The following is an 18,098-nucleotide window of genomic DNA, read 5'->3' as shown; positions in this document are numbered from 1 at the left end:
TTTCCTATATTTTATATATTATAATGAAAATAGACATGGTGAATCGATCTTTATTGACAAAAACGGCATGGTTTTATGATGATGGGCATAAGAATTTGGATGGGAGAATGGTAGAAACGCAAATGCAGGAGGTAAAAAAGGATGCCGATTAAAGTAGTGTTAATTGATGACCACAAATTGTTCCGTGAGGGAATCAAACGAATCCTTGACTTTGAACCGGACTTTGAAGTTGTGGCAGAAGGTGATGACGGAAACCAGGCTGTTGAACTGATTTCTATACATCAACCGGATGTGGTCATCTTAGATATCAATATGCCGAATATGAATGGGGTTGAAACAACCAGAAAATTGCTTGATCAATTTCCGGATTTGAAAATTTTGATTTTATCCATACATGATGACGAAAGCTACGTAACCCATGCCCTCAAATCAGGTGCACAGGGATATCTGTTAAAAGAGATGGATACCGAAGAATTAATCGAAGCCATTAAAGTGGTTAAAGAAGGCGGTTCCTATCTGCATCCCAAAGTAACCCATAATTTGGTGAAAGAATATCGTCGTCTCGCAACGGAAAGCCAGAAAAACCAGTTGAGCCGGGTTGAATATCGAAAACCTCTTCATCTGTTAACACGCCGGGAATGTGAAGTTTTACAGCTCCTCGCTGACGGAAAAAGCAACCGCGGCGTGGCAGAAGCTCTTTACATCAGTGAAAAGACCGTAAAAAATCATGTGTCAAACATTCTACAAAAAATGAATGTGAATGACCGTACTCAGGCTGTTGTACAGGCCATCAAAAATGGCTGGGTGGATGTGTCCTGATGCCTGCCTGAAACAGAAACCAGAAATTGAGACAAACTTAATCACGAGTATGAGTGATCCTCACGTTAGCCTGGAGAGGATCACTCATTTTTATTCTTATCCCAACCGAGGCATCAAAAATACAAAACGCACTGATTGGATGTCATCACCTGGCTGGATCCCCCTCCTTACTTTAAACACGTCTAGCTCCTTCCCTGGAACTCCGCTGTCAGAGCTGTACCGAGAAACTTTCAAAAAAGGAATTTTTAGTGAATTTTTTACGATGTTCGTGTAGAATATTAAGCAGTTAACATGTCGCGAACAAGTCAATGAAAAGGAGACAGATGCCATGAAAACGGCAGTTTTGACAGACAGTACAGCCTACATACCAGAAGATGTTCGTAAAAAATGGGGCATTCACATGGTCCCCCTCAGTGTTATTTTTGGTGAAGAATCCTATCAGGAAGAAATAGACATTACGGCTGAAGAATTTTACAGCAAAGTGAAACAGTCGAACGAACTTCCCAAAACATCACAGCCTTCTATCGGTATGATTACGGATCTGTTTGAAGAGCTTTCGAAGGACTATGATGCGGTCATATCCATACATTTGTCCAGTGGAATCAGTGGTACTTACCAGGCTGCGGTGTCTGCGGGAAACATGGTAGAAGGAATTGAGGTCTATCCGTTCGATTCGGAAATTAGCTGCATGGCTCAGGGATTTTATGTTCTGGAAGCTGCACAAATGGCCCGGGAAGGAAGGAGACCGGAAGCCATCTTATCCCGTTTAAATGAAATGAAGGAAACGATGAGGGGCTACTTTATCGTAGACGATTTAACCCATCTGCACCGCGGGGGACGCTTGAGTGCTGGTCAGGCTCTGGTTGGCAGCCTTCTTCAAGTCAAGCCGGTGCTTCACTTTGTGGATACAAAAATTGTTCCCTTTGAAAAAATCCGCACAAAGAAAAAAGCTTTAAAACGAATTCTTGAACTTTTGGCTGAGGAAGCACAAAAAGGCAAACAGATTGAGGCTTGTGTTATCCATGCCAATGTACCAGAAGAAGGGGAAAAACTTAAGAAAAAGATTGAGGAAGCCCACGATCATGTTCATGTGACTCTGAGCTATTTCGGCCCCGTCATCGGTACCCATTTGGGAGAAGGTGCCCTCGGCATCTGCTGGTATATAAAATAATCAATCAGCACCAGTCACCTGTCGAAAACGTTTTAAATGGTTAGAGGAGTTCTCATATTCTCTGTTGAAAAACTAATTAACACCCCGGCAGGTGACTGATTCCAGATGAATTGGAGGGATGTTTTCCGGTGATAAACGATCAAACCATCATGAATTATGCCCGTTTTTGTTCAGGCAAACTTCTGTTGAGACAGGAACTACCCTTTTCAAATGAGGAAATCGATGATCTCATTCGCAAGCATTATCTTGCCGAAATACCCGGAATCATTGAAACCTGGTCTGGATACAGATGTAATCGCTGCGGCAATGAAAAAAATCATTTATTCGGTATAATCCCTCGTGCCTGTGCTTCAGATCCTGTACTCCCACACCATCTCCTTTCTTCCTCAGAAAAATCAACCCTTAGAAAATACTTCCCTTTTTACCAGCGCAAATTACAAATTTCCAACTCCAGCAGCCAACCTTATCGTCATGATATTTACTGTAGAAAATGTATTGAAATGGGGCGCGTAAGTACTTTTGAACCCCTATATCGCTGGGATGGTCCATCAGTGAATCTGCCCACTATTCAGCATGCCTGTCGATGGAGAGGAAAACTGACCCCTTTCCAGAAACAGGCCGCAAACCGCATCAGAACAGCTATACAACAGCAAACAGAGCTTCTGGTATGGGCCGTCTGTGGTGCTGGAAAGACGGAAATGCTTTACCCTGGTCTGAACTGGGCATTTTCACGGGGGTTTCGTGTCTGTCTCGCTACACCCCGGACAGATGTAGTTACCGAGCTATATCCCCGTCTTCAACAGACTTTTCCATCGATTGAAATCGTTCCTCTTTATGGAGGCACACCACACAAAGACGAGAATGCACAGCTGGTCATTGCCACAACTCATCAGCTACTTCGATACAATCATGCTTTTGATGTTATGGTCATCGACGAAATTGATGCCTTTCCCTTCCATGCTGACCCGATGCTCCCCCATGCCGCCGGCAGAGCCAGGAAACCGGATTCCGCTTCAATCTATCTCACTGCTACACCCCGTCCAAAAATGAAATGGAAATTCAGGGTCAATCTCCTGCCAGCGGTTTTTGTCCCTGCCCGATACCACGGTCACCCGCTTCCGGTTCCACAATTTGTTTCCGTGCTTCGCCTTCGTTCCTGTTTAAAAAAACAACGTCTGCCCGAACCGGTTCAAATCTGGTTACGTAAACAACAGGCAAGCAAAAGACAGCTATTGATATTTGTTCCTACAGTTGAAGACGCCCATCTTATCCATTCGCTTATTCCAGACAGCAAAAAGGTTTTTGCCCGCAGCCCAGAACGAAAGGAAGTTATTGAACAATTCCGCTTGCAAAAAATACAGATTCTGGTAACCACGACTATTCTTGAGCGAGGGGTCACGTTTCCATCGGTAGACGTTGCCGTGATCGATGCGGGGCACAATGTCTTTGACGAAGCAGCTCTGGTGCAAATTTCCGGCCGTGCTGGAAGAAGTGCAGATGATCCTTTTGGGGAGGTTGTATTTTTCTACCAGAATAAAACAAGTGCCATGGTTCAGGCGAGGCGATCGATACAGAAGATGAATCAACGGGCTAAGCACACACATGATTACTGTCCCACGGAACAGGAGGAATAAAGATGCATTGTCTCTGGTGTCATGAAGAAATCATCCCCGAGGTTACCTGGACGAACCTCTTTCGGATCCATCAGGAACAACTTCTTTGCTCAACATGTGAAGAACAATTACCCCTGATTCCATCGAACGGCTGTAAACGATGTTCTCGTCCTGTGGAACAGAAAGAGGTTTGTGAAGACTGCAAAAGATGGGAATCCTCACCAGAATGGCGGGGGCTTCTAACCCGGAATATTTCTGTTTATATATACACGCCTTTTATGAAAGATATCATGGCCCGCTGGAAATACCGCGGGGATTACATCTTGATCAGTATGTTTCAACATCATATTAGACAAGTCTTTTCCAGAACCCTTTCTCAGCAGGAAGGTGTTCTTGTACCTGTTCCGTTAAGTGAGGAGCGGTTAAGAGAGCGAGGATTCAATCAGGCGCAGGCCATTGCTGAACTGCTGCCCCTTCCCATTGAACATGCTTTGATCCGGATTCAGAGCGAAAAACAGGCAAAGAAATCCCGCTCCGAACGTTTGCAATCGTCCAATCCATTCAGGCTGGTAAAGCCCATTGAACAACCAGTTATTCTCGTCGATGACCTGTACACAACAGGCATGACAATCCGCTGGGCTGCTCAAATACTAAAAGGTGCCGGAGCAACAGAAATATATTCTTTTACGCTAATCAGGAGTTAGATGATCAAGGCCAATCGGTTTCTTTATGATGACATCCCCCATATATTCTTCCAGTCCGGCCAGTTAGTCAAGAAAAATTTCCTAACTATCTTTGAGAGTTTGGGTTTGAACCGATATAATAAATACAACAAGATTACGAGGAGGATACTGTTATGGGGGAGCTTGCGAATTGCAGACGATGCGGAAGAGTGTTTGTAAAAACGGTTCGGGATATTTGTGAAGCTTGCTATAAAGAGGAAGAGCAATTATTTGAAAAGGTATACAAATACATTCGAAAAAAAGAAAATCGTTCTGCGACCATTCCGGAGGTTTCTGAAGCTACTGAGGTTGATGAAAACTTGATCATGAAGTGGGTTAAGGAAAAACGGATCCATACAAAGGATTTACCCAACTTCACGTATGAATGTGAGCGCTGCGGCAGTCCCATTCAGGAAGGAAAAGTTTGTCAAACCTGCGCAGCAGATTTAAAGAAGGAACTTGAAAGAGAAGAAATGATTCAAAAGATCAGCGAAGAGAACAGAAAAAAACAGCAAACCTATTTTTCAGTAGATGATAAAATCAGAAGGAAACGTTAAACCTTTTTTGTTTCGGTCCGATATAAGCAATAGATAGTGACGGATCGTTTAAAGTGAGGTGTTATTGCATGAAGATACAGGGACCGAATCATTTAAACCTGAACCCATATCAGAAACCATATCAACAGCAGGCAAAGATGGGGAAAGGAAAGACTTCGGAAGATAAAGTGGAAATTTCCAGCGAGGCTAAAAAAATGCTGGAGACCAATCCGATTGCTGATGAACGCAAAAAGAAAGTCGAAAAATTAACAGAGCAGGTTCAATCCGGAGAGTACAACATTGATCCGGAAACCACTGCTAAAAAGATGATTGAGTTTTTCCGCAAATAAGAAATGAAGGATGTTCAGTCAAAAGCAGCTAAAGGAGGACGAATCCTTGTCCGTTCAGCCGATCATTGAAGCAATGAGCAAATTATGCACGAAGCATGAAAGTCTTCTGATCATTTCCAGGCAAAAATCGGAATACCTGAAAGAGGGAAATGTAACTGCCCTGCAGCAGCTTTTACCTAAGGAAAATCAGCATGTTCGGGCGATTGAAAAACTGGAAAAGAATCGGATTCAGCTGACCAACGAATGGTTCGAGAGATATGCCGGACCGGAAACAGAACAGACCATTACATCTATGCTTGAATATATGGATGATGAAAAAGAACGGGCAGAACTAAAAGCCGTTTATGAAAAACTAATCATTATTCTGGCAGATCTTAAACAGCAGGAGCAGCTTAATGAGGAACTGACCAGACAGTCCCTGCAGTTTGTGGAACTTTCCCTGAATATGCTGCAGCCGTCAGCCAAAAGTATAAACTATGGAAAAGGGAAAGATTCTGGGGACAGTTCCAGATCAATTTTTGATTCAAAAGCTTGACGGATCAGAGAGGAGACTTCCAAAATGACTTCTACTTTTTTTGGATTTGAAATCGCAAGGCGGGCTTTGTTTGCCCAGCAAACAGCCATTCATACAACTTCCCATAATATCGCCAATGCCAGTACACCTGGCTATTCCAGACAACGGGTGAATTTTCAGCAGACCAGTCCATATCCTGCGCCGGGACGGACCAGGCCGGAAATCCCTGGACAAATGGGGACAGGTGTGGAAGTGGGTTCCATCCAGCGAATCCGTGACCAATTTCTTGATATCCAGTATCGGAATGAAAATAACAAATTTGGATACTGGGAAGCCCGATCGGCGGCCCTTGAACAGATGGAAGAGATTATGAATGAGCCAAGTGAGTACGGACTCTCTAAAACACTGGACCGTTTCTGGCAGTCTCTTCAGGATTTGTCGGCAAACCCTGAGGATTCAGGGGCAAGGTCGGTAGCCCTCGAACGTGGAGTGGCAGTGGCAGAGTCTTTTAATTACTTATCTTCTTCCTTAAAAGCGGTTCAGGATGATTTGAAAAATGAGATTGATGTCACAGTCGATAAAATCAATTCGTTATTAACGCAAATAGATGGAATTAACAAACAAATCAGTGAAGTTGAACCCCATGGGTATGTCACAAATGACCTGTATGACGAAAGGGATCGGTTGATTGACGAACTGTCCAGTCTAGTGAATATTGAAGTAGATTATTCCGACAGTGGCGGAAATTCAAGTGATATTGCTATGGGACTTGCTGAAATCACACTTGCGGACGAAGGCATTGTCCTTGTGAGCAATGATATGAGTAATCCGGATCGGGTAAATGAATTTTCGATTGATACAACGGGTCTTGTTACAGATATTGATATCGGCACAACTACGCTCAATTTTGCATCAGATTTTCAATCCTCCGGAAAATTAAAAGGGCTGATTGAGTCTTACGGATATATAGATACGTCAGGAAACGAGGCCGGGTTGTATCCGGAAAGGCTCCAGTCATTAGACATCATGGCATACAACTTTGCTGATGCCTTTAATGCCCGGCATAATCTTGGAACGGATTTAAATGGGAACCCGGGAGTGGATTTCTTTAATCTGGCTGGCCCGGCAGATGCCGCTGCAAATATAGAAGTTAATCCTGCTTTGACAGAGGATGGAATTGCAGCTTCATTAAATGGGGATGCAGGAAATGGAGAAAATGCTATAGAACTGGCAAAAGTCATTGAGGAGGAAGAATTGCCTGGACTGGGAAATGCTACCGTAAAAAATTATTATGAATCCATTATTGGTGAAATGGCTGTTCAGGCTCAGGAAGCGAACCGCATGATGAATAACGCAGAGACGCTCCAGCTGGCTGCTGAAAAGAGAAGACAGTCTGTCAGTGCGGTTTCACTGGATGAAGAGATGACGAATCTGATTCGTTTTCAGCACGCCTATAATGCGGCTGCCCGCAATATCACGACGATTGATGAAATGCTGGATCGAATTATTAATAACATGGGACTTGTAGGAAGGTAGGTGACGGATCTTGAGAATTACACAGAGTATGCTGGCTCAAAACTTTTTGCGAAATTTAAGTCGAAGTTACGATCGTCTTGGGATTTATCAGGACCAATTATCGACAGGTAAGAAAATTACACGCCCATCTCAGGATCCAGTTGTTGCCATGAAAGGCGTCAACTATCGGACTGAACTGACTGAGATCCAACAGTATCAGCGGAACTTAAGTGAAGTGAGGAGCTGGATGGATAATTCGGACACTGCACTCGATAAAGCGACAAAAGCCCTCCAGCGCTTAAGGGAATTAGCTGTTCAGGCAAGTACAGACACTTATGAAACGGATCAGCGCTCAAATATTGCATCAGAAATCGATCAGCTGAAGGCACATTTAGTCGATATTGCCAACACTAAAGTCAACAATAAATACATTTTTAACGGAACCAAAACGAATGTCAACCGGTTTAATGATGATGGGACAATCAACGATCCAAGTGATGATCCCGTCTACATTGAGGTTTCAGATGGTGTTAATCTCCAGGTGAATGTCACCCTTGGTGGAGCTGATCCAGCATTTTCTGATGCCATGTTTCAAAGAATTCAGGATTTTGCGGATGATTTAAGGGATCCGGCCTTATCCGGCGATGATTTTGATCATTACATAGACGAACTTGACGGATTTATTCAGAATATTGTAGACGAACGGGCCGACCTCGGAGCACGTATGAATCGGGTAGACCTTATTGAAGATCGGTTAAGCGCCCGGGAAGTGGTGGCAAGTCGGGTCCTGTCTGATAACGAAGATGCAGATATCGAGGAAGTGATTATGAACCTGAAAACCCAGGAAAGCGTTCACCGGGCAGCCCTTTCAGTCGGTGCCCGCATCATCCAGCCGACCCTGATTGATTTTCTGAGATAAGCTATCTGTTTAGCAGGTAGCTTTTTTCTTACCTGTGATCAGAACCGATCCTATATCAGCAAAAGGCTTACTCATCAACTTGATGGACAAATACGAGGAGCCGTCTTCTGGTACCGCTTCGTGCTTCTGAGCGGCCAACTTTCTAAACTACAGCTTGTTAAATGGTTATGCCCTGGATGGAGGTGTTTATGTTTTGGACATGCCACAAATTCGAATTCAGTCATGGCCGACAAGACTGGATATACATACAAAAGATGCTCAGCTTCATATCCAACAGGAAAAAGCGGATATGTCGATTGAGCAGCCTAAAGCTGATCTGCAGATCCGACAGAAACAGGGAAAATTAACGATTGATCAGTCCCAGGCCTGGAGGGACATGAACCTTCTCAGTGTGTATGAATCGATAGAAGAATTCGCCCGCCTTGGCAGAGATGGATGGCTTGCCGGAATCGCACGTGTGTCAAGGCAGGGAGACGAATTAATGAAAATTGAACATGCCGGTAATCCTATTGCTGCTCAAGCTGAAGAAAATGGCTTTGACCCGCCAAAAGAATTTAATATTGGATGGATTCCATCTGTTTTTGCTGTAAAAACCCATTATGAACCGGGTGGAGCAGACATTCATGCCGAGCCGCAAAAACCGAAAATTTCCGTTCGTCCCCGTAAACCGAATATTCAATATGAACCCTGGCATGTCAACATAAACGTTGCCCAATATCCTAAACTGGAGATTGATGTGGAAGATTTAAAATGGAGAAACTTCTCTTTTGAAATCACAATTTAGAAAGTGGTGTCAGAATGAAAATCGAAACACGTTATTTTGGTGAAATGGAACTGGATGAATCTTCTGTCTTGCAATTTGCACATGGAATCCCTGGATTTCCGGAAGAAAAGAAATTTGTCCTTCTCAATATTCCTGACAATCCCGCTTTTCAAATTTTACAGTCTGTTCAGAACAAAAACCTTGCTTTTGTGGTTACGAATCCTCATCTCTTTTACAGAGATTATGCCTTTGATTTAGATGATGGAACCGTTGCTCAGCTTGATATTCAAAAGCCGGAAGATGTGGCTGTATATGGTATCCTGACACTCCAGGAACCCTTTGAACAGTCCACGATTAATCTCCAGGCACCGGTCGTCATTCATACGAAAAACAGACAGGCGAAGCAGGTTGTCTTAAATACAAAAGACTACCATACCAGACACCCCATCACCACTATCAAACGTCAGGGGGAAAAAGCCCATGCTAGTGCTCACAAGAAAAGTAAATGAATCCGTTCAGATTGGAGATGACATCGAAGTAAAAGTTGTCGGGATCGATGGGGAGCAAATTAAACTGGGTATTTCCGCACCAAAAGATGTAGATATCCATCGCCTTGAAATCTATGAACAAATTCAGGAGGAAAATCGGAAAGCCAGTCAGGGGACAAAAAATGCAATAGATTTATTAAAAAATGCAAAAAAAGACTAAAACATCGTTTGGGGATGTCGATATAAGAAATGTAAAACTTAAGTACTAAAGGCGGCCGCTTTAGTCTAAAAAATTATGCCACAGGGACGTGGCGAAAAAATTCAGGGAGGAATTTAGAAAATGAGAATTAATCACAACATTTCTGCGTTGAACACATTTCGTCAGCTTTCTATGAACAACACAGCTACTCAGAAAAACCTTGAAAAACTTTCTTCTGGTTACCGCATTAACCGTGCCGGTGACGATGCAGCAGGTCTTGCTATTTCCGAAAAAATGCGCGGACAGATCCGCGGTCTGGAAATGGCTCAGAAAAACGCTCAGGATGGTATTTCCCTAATCCAGACAGCAGAAGGTGCATTAACTGAAACTCACTCCATTCTTCAGCGTATGCGTGAGCTGGCTGTACAGGCAGCTAACGATACAAACGTAAGTGCTGACCGTGATGCGATTCAGGCTGAAATCAATGCCCTGGTATCAGAAATCAACCGTATCGCAGACAATACTGAGTTTAACACTCAAAATCTATTAGACGGATCATTTACTGGAAAAGCATTCCATATTGGTGCTAATAGTGGTCAGAATATTACAGTAGATATCGCAACTATGAATGCATCTGCTCTGGGAGTAGCTTCAATCTCTGTAGCATCTGCTGGTGTTGCGAACACAGCTATTACGAGTATTAACGATGCAATTGAAGCAGTTTCTACTGAACGTTCCAAACTGGGTGCTGTTCAAAACCGTTTAGAACACACGATTAACAACCTCGGTGCTACTGCTGAGAACTTAACAGCAGCAGAGTCCCGTATCCGTGATGTAGATATGGCTAAGGAAATGATGGCATTTACGAAAAACAACATCCTGATGCAGGCAGCTCAGTCCATGCTGGCTCAGGCGAACCAGCAGCCTCAGGGAGTACTGCAGCTTCTCCGATAAGTTTCTATTCAATTCAAAGCCAGATCCCTTTTATAGGGGTCTGGCTTTTTTATCTTTCCCAAAGCGGAATTTTGCCTTAATTGAAGTTAATGAAACATGTTAAAATGAAAGTACAAGCAACAACAGTTTATGGAAATATCGATCATACGGCAAATGAATATGACATATTCAGTTTATATTTTATTCTAAAAAATTGTACATAATGGTCGATATCATGATTGAGGTGTATGTCATGAAAACAGAAGAACAAACACAGATAAACATTGTGAAAGAAACATCAAAAAGCGGGCATGTTATTTTAAAAGTAAATGATTATTATCTGCACAGCAGATATCATCCGCTCAGGGAAGCACAACAAATTGCTGATCACCAGTATAAAAGAAATTACCTGCACATTTTATTTGGTTTGGGATCGGGTTATGTTGCGAAAGCAATCAGCCAAAAACTTTCAGAGGAAGAATTTTTAATTATTATTGAACCTTTTGAACAGGTCTTTGAGGAATCGAAACATGTTGTAGAACATTTAGAGCGGACGATTTTGATTCGTGAACAAGACGGTCAGGGATTGAAAGAGTTTTTAGAGCCGTTTATGAAGCGTTTTGGAAAAAAGGTCCGTTTTATTTGTTCTCCAAATTATGATAAAGTATCATCGGAGTCCTACCAAAGAACCTTAAAAAGCGTAAAAGATCGGCTATATATGGAGCAGGTTAATATTAATACCATTAAATATTTTTCAAAGGAATGGCAAAAGAATTTTACCCTAAATCTTTTTTATGCCTTCGATGATATACCGTTCAAAAAACTAACAAACTACTACACCGTTCCTGTTGTCGTTGCATCCGGAGGGCCATCTTTAACGAAACAGATTCCTTTGCTCAAAAAAATACGGGAACATATCATTCTCGTCTCATCAGGTTCTACCATTAATACACTACTGAAACATGGTATCGAACCGGATTATGTGGTGACCATCGATGGGGGAATAAAAAACTATGAACATTTTGAATCTTTAACCCTTGATCATTGTAATATCATTTACTCCTTATCGAATCATGAAGGAATTCTGGATCATTTAAACAAAAGAGGAATCCTATTTATTTCCAAAATTAGTGACGAAATCGAAAAATATACCGAGAAATTATTAAATAAAGATGTTGATGTTTTAACAGGAGGAGCTTCTGTTGCCAATTTTGCCTTAAACATCGGTTACAGAATAACTTCCGGGCCTATTGCTCTGATTGGACAGGATTTAGCATATACGGATAATCAAACACACGCAAAATATAATAAGCATTATCAAAAAATAACTGAAGAATACATAAAACAAAAAGGACTATTTTATACGGAAGGCTACAATGGAGACCAGGTCCTAACCGATTACCCATTTTATACAATGAAATATAATTTTGAAAGTTTATTAAAAACATTTGATGATCCGGACCGAATTTTTAACTGTACAGAGGGAGGCATTAAATTAGAAGGATATCAGCAGATATCGTTTAAAGAGTTCTGTGACAGATATGTGGACCAAAAAAGCAGACCCCGGCCATTCAACCTGGAGAAATACCCCAGAAAAATCATTGATGACTGGAGAAACTTCCTGGTCAATATTGAAAAGGAAATAAACGTTCATGAGAAAGTAGAGCGTCTATTACAGGATGGAATAATACTGTTAAAAAGGAATGTGTCAAAACAAAAATTTGATCGAAAGATCATTAAAAAACTGGACAGAATCGATAATCAATTAAAGGAAATTTTTGAAGATGGCATGATGTCTATTATTTCAGAGCCAATAGTCATGGATACGTTCAATAACTATCTCCCCGGGGATCATGAAACGGAATTGGAAACCTTCCAGCGTGTTTATGCCCGTTCTATGGAGTTATACAGCCGATTACAGGAAGCTGCAAATGACTCCAGATCCTATTTTGTTCAATTAAAAGAAAAAATCCAATACAAAATAAAAGAATTAGAAAATGAGGGATAATATGAGTGACAAAAACATTGTGACCGAAACTCAGGAAAGCTTTTACATCTATATTGAGCGTGTTGCCAGGGGCGCTATGAATATAGCGGAAAAAATCAGGGAAGAGCAGGTTGGAGAAGCAATGAACATGATTGCCGATTTTAGTGAAGGGGTCATGTGGATCAGCCAGGTCATTGAATTAATGAAGAATCAGAACTACAAAATTGACATTGATCCTACGAAACTGAATGAGTTTTTGAGTGAAATAAACGAAGGTTTAGAACGTGAAGACTATGTCATTGTAGCTGATTTATTTGAGTATGAAATTCATCCATTTTTTAAACAATCTCAGGGTGAACGGTTTATTTTTGAGGGATAATCATGTTTCAATCGAATCTTGCTTCTATATCGGATAAAAAATTAAGAGAGCTGCTACAGCAATCGAGCTCATCGAATACAGGGCCGTATGAAGTGTTTCAATCAAGGACAGGAGATTGGAGCCTGAAATGGGGTAACGTTCATTTTTACAGTAAATATAACCCGCTTAGGGAAGTTGAACAATTTATTCGCGCCAATATTGACCCGTCCGCAGAGCAGTATGTGTTATTCGGATTCGGACTGGGATACCATGTGGAACAATTGATGGAGGCTGAGCCAGAGAAGAAAATTGCAGTAGCTGATATTACAGCTGCTCCCTTATCAATGGCTATGCATCATAGAGATTTGACTCACATATTTGCAAATCAAAATATCACTATCAATCTATTCCATGATCTGACTGAGCTGCAGAATTTATTGGTTAAGTACAGGTTTGCTGAAAGAAATACAAAAATAATCATTCCAAAGCCCTGGATTCACACCATTGATGACACTCGTCTTAAAAATTTTTTTGAAGACATAAAAATTCATGACATGTCTTATCAAAGATTTGGAACGGAAATGGAAGTAAATTTTTATCAAAATATTAAGCAGGATTACTGTCATGTAACGCCATTACTCGGGAAATTCAAAAAGTATAAGGCAGCTTTAATATCTGCCGGCCCTTCACTGGATGATTGTACGGATACAATTCTCAGCTTGAAAAATAAATACTTTTTACTTTGCGTTGGTTCAGCGTATCGAACGCTTTATCAAAAAAATATTAAACCGGATGCTGTCATTGTAACGGATTCGCAAAAAATCGTCCTGGAACAATTCAGGAATCTGCCCTGTGATGTTCCGATGTTTTTTCTTTCAACTACCAGCAAAGAAACAGTGGCATATTATTCCGGGAAGAAAATCATCCTCCTCCAAAGGGGGTATGATCAATCTGAATCCCTGGCATATTCACAGCACCTACCTTTATTTGATACGGGAGGATCAGTAGCAACGACCGGGCTAGAGCTTTTAATCCAAATGGGCTTTCAGGAGATCGTTTTCTTTGGTCAAGATCTCGCTTACAGAGGGCATCAATCCCATTCTTTATATTCCTCCTCAAATAAACAACTGCTCCCCCATTCGCAGCATACGGTTAGGGCTAACAATGGTAAAATGGTCAACACTTCTAGAAGCTGGAATGCATTCCGCAACTGGATTGAGAAAAAGATTGCGGAACATCCGGAAATGATGTTCTTCAATACTTCATTTACCGGAGCGGAAATTAAAGGAGCACCCTATACGAACGCATTGACGATTGAAAATGAAGCACAAAAAATGACTGACACCAATTTCGCAAAAAAGGTAATGGACGTGATTGAAACAAAAATATAATAACTTTACTTACAAACGGCCAGGCTCTGAGGATAGATAAATGTATCTATACTCAGGGCTTTGCTATCTATGTGATATCCACGTTTTGCATCATGTCGGCCAACTTCATGTTAAAATAGCTTAATAATTACGAATTTTATCCGATATAGTATAAAGAAATTAAACTCGAGGAGTTGTGTTGATATGGATGTAAGGAGTGTTCTTTCTAAATCTCAACTCTTGAACGGGGCACCATCAGAGCATTTTACTAAAAATATAGAGGCAATTGGAGGGACGGGAAGAGAAAAAGCAGATGCGCCAGACTCGCAGCAAACTGGCCGGCAAAAGAACATTGATAAGGAAGAGGCAAAAAATATAGTGGATGGTTTAAATGAATTTCTGGCTCCTTCCCGAACATCGATTCAATTTCAGTTTCATGAAAAATTAAATGAATATTATGTCACAATTGTAGACACGGAGTCTAAAGAAGTGATTAGAGAAATCCCACCGAAAAAATTACTGGATATTTATGCAGCCATGGCAGAATTTATGGGATTAATCGTAGATAAAAAAATATAAAGGACGGTGACCATGAATGATCAGCAATAATATGAGAATCGGCGGTCTGGCATCGGGAATGGATATTGATCAGATTGTTGCAGATTTAATGAAGGCGGAGCGAATCCCGCTTACGAAAATGCAGCAGGATAAAACCTGGTTAACATGGAAACGGGATGCTTACCGTGAAATCAATACACTGTTATTTGAATTGGATCAAATGGCACTGGATATGAAATTATCAAAGACGTATCAGGCTAAGTCCGCTACTTCGACGGATGAATCAGCTGTGACGGTGTCTGCCAGTCCGTCTGCTTTAAACGGAAATTATAAAATCAAAGTGGAGCAGATGGCAACTGCAGCAATCAAGGTAAGTACCGGTACAATTTCCGGCGCAACAAAAATTGATCCTGATGACACCCTGGCCAATCAATCCGGTAATTTTGACAGTACAAACCCCATTCCAACCGGGGATTTAATCGTGAAAACATTTGATGAAAATGGGAATGAACAGACGGCGACCATCACGATTTCTCATGATAAATCATTGAATGAAATTCTGTCTGAGATCACCAATTCCGGAATAGGAGTACGAGCATTTTATAATCAGGATGCCGATCAAGTTGTGTTTGAACGAACAGAAACCGGGGATTTTAAAGCTGGTGAAACCGAAATACAATTTGATGGAGCAGCGTTATCTTTTATTACAGATCATTTGAAAATTGATACAAGTGCAGCGGGGGAAACCGGAGGAACGAACGCACGGTTTATATACAATGACAGTTTAACGATTGAAACGACTGAAAACCACTACACCCTTAACGGAATCACTTATAACTTTCACAACACCACCAGTACGAATGTACAAGTCTCCGTGAATAACAATGTGGATCAGGCAGTAGAAAATATCACTAATTTTATAGATAAATACAATGAGATTGTGGAAAAAATCAATGGAAAACTGACAGAAAAACGTCATTATGATTATAAACCCCTGACAAGTGAACAAAAAGCTGATATGGAAGAAGATGAAATCGAGTTATGGGAAGAAAGAGCGAAAAGCGGCTTGCTCAGAAGTGATCAAATCCTGTCAAGTGGACTATTTGACATGCGTCAGGCCTGGTACAGTGTCGTTGAAACCAATGACAGCTATCAAATTTTGACTGAACTTGGGATTGAAACATCTAAAGATTTTTTAAGCGGCGGGAAATTGACTGTGGACGAAGATCAATTGAGACAAGCTTTGACGGATGATCCGGAGGCTGTATATAAATTATTTAGCAATGATGTTGAGGGAAACGGCAGAGGAATTGTGAACCGCCTGGAAGACGCCCTTGAGCGAACGATGAACCGTATCGAAGAACGGGCAGGAAAAGGAACAGATACCCTCGATCAATATACCATGGGCCGCAGGTTAAAGGATATGGATAAACGGATTACTGCATTCCAGCAGCGCTTGATTGATATCGAAAATCGCTACTGGAATCAATTTACCGTAATGGAAAAAGCCATTCAGCGGATGAATCAGCAATCCATGTTTTTAATGAACCAGTTTGGCGGCGGCATGTAAGGAGACCGTTTAAACCGGATTTGCTGATTGAACAACAGGTATATGGGAACTCATAAAAAGGAGTGTGTGAATACAGTGGCAAACCCAACATACGAAACTTACCAGAATCAGGCCATTAACACGGCATCACCAGGGGAACTGACCTTAATGCTCTATAATGGTTGTCTGAAGTTTATTAAGCTGGCGAAAAAGGGAATGGAAGAAAAGGATTATGAAGCGAAAAATACGAATATTCAAAAGGCCCAGCGCATTATTCAGGAATTAATGGTGACCCTCGATCCCCAGTATGAAATTTCGGGTCAAATGATGCCGCTCTATGATTATATGAACCGTCGTTTGATGGATGCCAATGTGAAAAATGATCCGGAAATTCTGGATGAAGTGGCGGGATTTGTAACCGAATTTCGGGATACATGGAAAGAGGCATTAAAAATTGCCCGTCAGCAAAAGTATGGAGCAGGCGGGAAGGCGTAATGACAGCTGTTCAACGTTTAAAGGATTTAATGGAAAACACCATTGAGAAGCTGGACAGGCTTGAACAACAAAAAAATCGGGAAGGGTTTATTGAAGCGTTTGAACATTTCTTGGACGAACGGGAAAAACTTTTACAGGACATTCATCCTCCTTATACAGATGAAGAAAAACAGATGGGCGAGCAGCTGGTAGCTCTCGACCAAACCATTCAAGAGCAAATCGGACGGTTTTTTCAGACATTAAAAACATCTATGCGGAACTTAAAAAAACAAAAGCACTCCAATAAAAAATATAACCATCCATATCAAGACGTCTCGACGATGGACGGAATGTTTTTCGATAAGCGAAATTAATTTTCATCAGAAGCATCACAATGTAATTTGAACCAGTCATCCCAACCTAGGATGACTGGTCTTTTTTAATGTTTTTGAAAACCCCTGGCTATGCCAGGGGTTCCGGAAAGCTTTTAGCGTGGGATAAAAAAAGCCTCACTTCATGGTAAGATATAGTAGGTTTCCCGACCACTGCATCTTACCAGAGAAGGAGGCATGTCCAATGAAGGACAAGAATAGTTTAGCACACACAACATGGAATTGTAAGTATCACATTGTATTTGCACCAAAGTACAGAAGACAAATTATTTATGGTAAGTATAAAAAGAGTATAGGGCAAATTATCAGAGCTCTATGTGAACGGAAAGGCGTAACGATTCACGAGGCAAATGCTTGTTCTGATCATATTCATATGTTAGTAAGTATTCCACCAAAGTTAAGTGTATCTCAATTTATGGGCTATTTAAAAGGGAAAAGTAGCCTTATGATATTCGATCGTCATGCCAATTTAAAATACAGATACGGGAATCGAAAATTTTGGTGTAGAGGATTTTATGTGGATACAGTGGGACGAAATAAAAAGAAAATCCAGGAATATATTCGGAATCAGCTTAAAGAAGACTATATGAGTGATCAACTCACACTATTTGAAGAGTACGATCCGTTTACAGGGCAAAAAAATAAGAAGAATTAAGAGATTCTTTAAGAATCAGTGGGTAAATGTGGTGCAAGAGGGAAACCCTTTCGGTGGGCCTTTTAGGCCGAGGCCGGTAATAGAGGCTTCTAGCCGCAGAGCAAACCACCAGTTCACATGATATGATCCCCTTATAGTAGACAGAAAAAAGAAAGCACATTAATCTGTCTACTATGGAGGGGATTTTTTCTATGGGGAAAATACGAAAAACAT

21 protein-coding genes are annotated in these 18,098 nt (G+C 41.3%); all 21 read left to right on the top strand.

Annotated elements, in window-relative coordinates:
* Positions 1-141: 141 nt before the first annotated feature.
* The 21 genes from EDD68_RS09660 (at position 142) to tnpA (ending at position 17,885) form a co-directional block, all read left to right on the top strand.
* Entirely contained in the window at positions 142-819 is a 678-nt protein-coding gene (locus EDD68_RS09660) for a response regulator (RefSeq protein ID WP_132372044.1), read from the top strand.
* A gap of 328 nt (positions 820-1,147) precedes the next feature.
* Complete coding sequence (locus tag EDD68_RS09655; RefSeq protein ID WP_132372043.1) at positions 1,148-1,990, top strand: DegV family protein; 843 nt, start codon at positions 1,148-1,150, stop codon at positions 1,988-1,990.
* Between the two features lie 128 nt (positions 1,991-2,118).
* Positions 2,119-3,624: an ATP-dependent helicase ComFA gene (locus tag EDD68_RS09650; RefSeq protein ID WP_132372042.1), complete on the top strand. Its 1,506-nt coding sequence runs from the start codon at positions 2,119-2,121 to the stop codon at positions 3,622-3,624.
* A gap of 2 nt (positions 3,625-3,626) precedes the next feature.
* Positions 3,627-4,307 (top strand): ComF family protein, encoded by a 681-nt coding sequence (locus EDD68_RS09645; protein ID WP_132372041.1) that lies wholly within the window; start codon positions 3,627-3,629, stop codon positions 4,305-4,307.
* Positions 4,308-4,459: 152 nt separating this feature from the next.
* Positions 4,460-4,882 carry a TIGR03826 family flagellar region protein gene (locus tag EDD68_RS09640; protein WP_132372040.1) on the top strand — a complete coding sequence of 141 codons (423 nt, stop codon included), beginning with the start codon at positions 4,460-4,462 and terminating at the stop codon, positions 4,880-4,882.
* 68 nt (positions 4,883-4,950) lie between these two features.
* Positions 4,951-5,211 carry a flagellar biosynthesis anti-sigma factor FlgM gene (gene flgM / locus EDD68_RS09635; protein ID WP_132372039.1) on the top strand — a complete coding sequence of 87 codons (261 nt, stop codon included), beginning with the start codon at positions 4,951-4,953 and terminating at the stop codon, positions 5,209-5,211.
* A gap of 10 nt (positions 5,212-5,221) precedes the next feature.
* A complete protein-coding gene (locus EDD68_RS09630) occupies positions 5,222-5,746 on the top strand; it encodes a flagellar protein FlgN (RefSeq protein ID WP_132372038.1) in 525 nt (174 codons plus the stop codon).
* A 24-nt stretch (positions 5,747-5,770) separates the two neighbouring features.
* Positions 5,771-7,261 (top strand): flagellar hook-associated protein FlgK, encoded by a 1,491-nt coding sequence (gene flgK / locus EDD68_RS09625; protein ID WP_132372037.1) that lies wholly within the window; start codon positions 5,771-5,773, stop codon positions 7,259-7,261.
* 10 nt (positions 7,262-7,271) lie between these two features.
* The gene (gene flgL, locus EDD68_RS09620; RefSeq protein WP_132372036.1) at positions 7,272-8,159 is read left to right on the top strand and encodes a flagellar hook-associated protein FlgL; all 888 of its coding nucleotides are present in this window, start codon (positions 7,272-7,274) and stop codon (positions 8,157-8,159) included.
* 199 nt (positions 8,160-8,358) lie between these two features.
* Positions 8,359-8,943 (top strand): DUF6470 family protein, encoded by a 585-nt coding sequence (locus tag EDD68_RS09615; RefSeq protein ID WP_132372093.1) that lies wholly within the window; start codon positions 8,359-8,361, stop codon positions 8,941-8,943.
* Positions 8,944-8,957: 14 nt separating this feature from the next.
* Positions 8,958-9,431 (top strand): flagellar assembly protein FliW, encoded by a 474-nt coding sequence (gene fliW / locus EDD68_RS09610; RefSeq protein ID WP_132372035.1) that lies wholly within the window; start codon positions 8,958-8,960, stop codon positions 9,429-9,431.
* Entirely contained in the window at positions 9,403-9,630 is a 228-nt protein-coding gene (gene csrA, locus EDD68_RS09605) for a carbon storage regulator CsrA (RefSeq protein WP_132372034.1), read from the top strand. Before fliW ends, csrA begins: the two co-directional genes overlap by 29 nt.
* Before the next feature lie 120 nt (positions 9,631-9,750).
* On the top strand, positions 9,751-10,563 hold the full coding sequence (hag, locus tag EDD68_RS09600) for a flagellin Hag (protein WP_132372033.1): 813 nt from the start codon (positions 9,751-9,753) through the stop codon (positions 10,561-10,563).
* 214 nt (positions 10,564-10,777) lie between these two features.
* Positions 10,778-12,550: a motility associated factor glycosyltransferase family protein gene (locus EDD68_RS09595; protein ID WP_243646827.1), complete on the top strand. Its 1,773-nt coding sequence runs from the start codon at positions 10,778-10,780 to the stop codon at positions 12,548-12,550.
* A gap of 1 nt (position 12,551) precedes the next feature.
* Positions 12,552-12,908, top strand: coding sequence for a DUF8042 domain-containing protein (locus tag EDD68_RS09590; protein ID WP_132372032.1), 357 nt, complete (start codon positions 12,552-12,554; stop codon positions 12,906-12,908).
* Positions 12,909-12,910: 2 nt separating this feature from the next.
* Positions 12,911-14,278, top strand: coding sequence for a motility associated factor glycosyltransferase family protein (locus EDD68_RS09585; protein ID WP_132372031.1), 1,368 nt, complete (start codon positions 12,911-12,913; stop codon positions 14,276-14,278).
* Positions 14,279-14,461: 183 nt separating this feature from the next.
* Positions 14,462-14,836, top strand: coding sequence for a flagellar protein FlaG (flaG, locus tag EDD68_RS09580; protein WP_132372030.1), 375 nt, complete (start codon positions 14,462-14,464; stop codon positions 14,834-14,836).
* 16 nt (positions 14,837-14,852) lie between these two features.
* Positions 14,853-16,385 carry a flagellar hook-associated protein 2 gene (locus tag EDD68_RS09575; protein WP_243646826.1) on the top strand — a complete coding sequence of 511 codons (1,533 nt, stop codon included), beginning with the start codon at positions 14,853-14,855 and terminating at the stop codon, positions 16,383-16,385.
* Between the two features lie 42 nt (positions 16,386-16,427).
* Positions 16,428-16,859, top strand: a complete 432-nt coding sequence (gene fliS, locus EDD68_RS09570) for a flagellar export chaperone FliS (protein ID WP_132372029.1) — start codon at positions 16,428-16,430, stop codon at positions 16,857-16,859.
* A complete protein-coding gene (gene fliT, locus EDD68_RS09565) occupies positions 16,859-17,212 on the top strand; it encodes a flagellar protein FliT (RefSeq protein ID WP_132372028.1) in 354 nt (117 codons plus the stop codon). Before fliS ends, fliT begins: the two co-directional genes overlap by 1 nt.
* Positions 17,213-17,414: 202 nt before the next feature.
* Positions 17,415-17,885, top strand: coding sequence for an IS200/IS605 family transposase (gene tnpA / locus EDD68_RS09560; RefSeq protein WP_132372027.1), 471 nt, complete (start codon positions 17,415-17,417; stop codon positions 17,883-17,885).
* Positions 17,886-18,098 lie beyond the last annotated feature (213 nt).

Source organism: Melghiribacillus thermohalophilus, from assembly GCF_004342905.1.
GTDB lineage: Bacteria > Bacillota > Bacilli > Bacillales > Alkalibacillaceae > Melghiribacillus > Melghiribacillus thermohalophilus.
The sequence above is the reverse complement of the archived record's forward strand: the minus strand, read 5'-3'. Positions and strand labels throughout refer to the sequence as shown.